Origin of the sequence: Methanofastidiosum sp. (genome assembly GCA_020854815.1) — an archaeon.
In the GTDB taxonomy this organism is placed as follows: Archaea; Methanobacteriota_B; Thermococci; order Methanofastidiosales; family Methanofastidiosaceae; genus Methanofastidiosum.
In genome coordinates, this window is sequence record JAHKLW010000014.1 from 1 (window position 1) to 2,615 (window position 2,615).

A 2,615-nucleotide genomic window follows, 5' to 3' on the forward strand; every position below is an offset into this window, starting at 1 on the left:
AAATAATGCTATAAGTATACATTTTACTCATTTAATTTAACCTCTTTATTAATAGTTTTTTATCATTATGAATCTGTGTTTATTACCAACGTTCTTCCATCACTATGTTTTGTTGCTATAGGTGTGATTATCACTCCATCCTTCCACTCCCCAGTTGGAAACTGTGCATTTCCAAACTGAAACAACCAAATCGGGAAAATATCTTTTTTTAGTTTAGCTATTTCACAGAATTGACCATACTTATTCCCTTTAATTATATGAACAAAACTGTCATGAACGCCTTTTCCTAGTCGATATGAAAGCCTGTACTTCCATTTACTCTGTGTTGGATCTCCTTCAACTGAAGTAGCAAAGAAATAACTCCCAGATGATTCTCTTCCACATATACAAGGACCCGGCATTTTATATACTTTTAATAAATTAGCTGTACCTTGCGGTTGTTCTGTTAACTCATAAATCCAATTTTGTTCGAGCGGCGTATCTGTAGCATAATAAACGCACTTTTCTGTTGGAAAAGCAACACAGGATCGATAGCTCTGCTTTCCAATTACTATTGGTTTTACATTGTTGAAATCAATGTCCGCTTTCCAAATTCCCGATTCATTATCAGAATCACCAGTTAATATGATATATCTATTCCTGTACTCATCAAATACAATATTATGTACATGTGTTACCGCTTTTTGAGGAAATGTATAGACAACTACCCATCTCCCCTCAACTCTTCTAAATATTGAAACTGGAGTTTTATTCTCATTCCAAATGTACTCTCCATAAATAACATCGACTAAATTACCATCTATATATCGCGTACAGAACGTTAAAGGGTTTTTCATGCCCTTGTCAAAGCGATGTTCAATAGTTGCTTTATTGCTTTTAATAGAATAATTGTAAATAATACCATTACAAGAGAATATAAAAGTATCCTCGTCAATTGATATAGCACATCTTGCCTCATATCGAAAAAGGCGCTCGATTGGTCTAAAGGACTTGATCAATGAGTGCATTCTTAATTTTTGAATCAAAGTTTTATCATTAATATTTCTAAGTAAAACACAACCTTTATGATAACAAAAAAGATATTTGATTGTTTTACAAAGAACTTTCTCTTTTAAATAAATGTCACAGTTCATAGGTTCTCTTTCCTTTCAAAGATTGGTTATTATGATTAACTTCTTGGGGTTATATACTTAGATTTCAAATACTCAATTTCTTTATAAATCATACACTGCCAATTGATGCGCACCCCATGTTAATGATATTTCAAATTGTACAATTGTTAATTGCTTACTCCAAGTTGGGATTGGCAAGGCGCCTATTCCATACGAACTGTCGGCTTACTTCAGCGGCTTGATGCCCAAAGGGTAGATTCCGGAATGCAGATATTCGTAGTATTCATTAGGAGACAGGGTACCGTTAATAGTTTTTCGCAAATTTAATTGGCCACCTGGTAGCTAGTAGCTAACTGGCAACTAAATTCTCTTCTTCTAAATTTTCTGTCTTTACGTTAAATATAGGTGCTATCGGTCAAAAGTACAGCCCCGGCTCAGTGCAGGCAAAATTTGTGGTTCAATAAATTGGGAGCCACGTTACGTGTCCCGCATTCGCCATGCGACGGTAATGATTTGCCTTGCGAATCGGGCATTTCAGGTTGTATTTATTCGTTAACCGTCTGATCTTCTTGATGTTCATAACAATGGCCGGATTTTGATGCAGCAACCGCATGTGAATACCGTGTGCACCCTTGGCGTACCCTCGCGGTTATTATGCATCCAAAATCAGCGCGAAGTCCTTTCAGTCTTGCTCCTCGCGAGCATTTCTGGTATCATCAGCCTCAAGCCCAGCGGTAATAGCCCGATCGGGAAACTCCGGCAATATTGCAGAACCATGAATGTTGAGCAGGTTGTTGTCTCGGGATATCATTTTATGAATGATTCTAAGTTAAACATCTGCCCTTGCTTTGATGAGCATTTCTGCCTTGCCTCCCCGTCCACCAAGATAGTTTTTTTATAAATTCCGTCTCCTGATTTCATATTATTCACCCCAAACAACTCTATTCACATAATCCGAATAAGACAGGATTATCCTCAGAACCTTATCAGCTACATTGGGCATGCTATAATCCGCTACAAGCCGTAAAGTATCTTTTTCCTGCTTCTCTAAAACCTCCAGTCCCTGCATTATTCTCTCCTTATTTAACCCCACCATCATCACCGCTGCCTCTTCCATAGCTTCTGGCCTTTCATGAGCTTGCCTGATATTAAGTGCTCTGAATCCCAGGATTGATGATTCTTCGCTTATAGTGCCGCTATCACTGAGTACGGCTTTGGCTTTGGTTTGAAGTTTGACATAATCGTTAAAACCTAAAGGTTTCATTGTTTTTATAAGAGGATTGAATTCTATTTGTTTTGCTTCTATCATGTTTTTGGTTCTGGGATGGGTGCTCATTATAATAGGAAACTTGTATTTATCCGCTATCGTATTTAAGCTATCCACCAAGTCGAGGAAGTTTGTCTCTGAATTAATATTTTCCTCTCTGTGGGCTGACACTACGAAGTATTTGCCTTCTTGCAGTTCCAAGCGTTCCAGGACATTTGAGTTCTCAATATCTTCTT

At 37.5% G+C, this 2,615-nt stretch carries 2 protein-coding genes; both read right to left on the reverse strand.

Annotation, left to right across the window (positions count from 1 at the left end; all coding sequences use genetic code 11):
* Positions 1-65: 65 nt before the first annotated feature.
* A complete protein-coding gene (locus KO464_01340; protein ID MCC7572016.1) occupies positions 66-1,133 on the reverse strand; it encodes a hypothetical protein in 1,068 nt (355 codons plus the stop codon).
* 901 nt (positions 1,134-2,034) lie between these two features.
* On the reverse strand, positions 2,035-2,615 hold a 581-nt coding region (locus tag KO464_01345; GenBank protein MCC7572017.1), incomplete at its 5' end, for a UDP-N-acetylglucosamine 2-epimerase.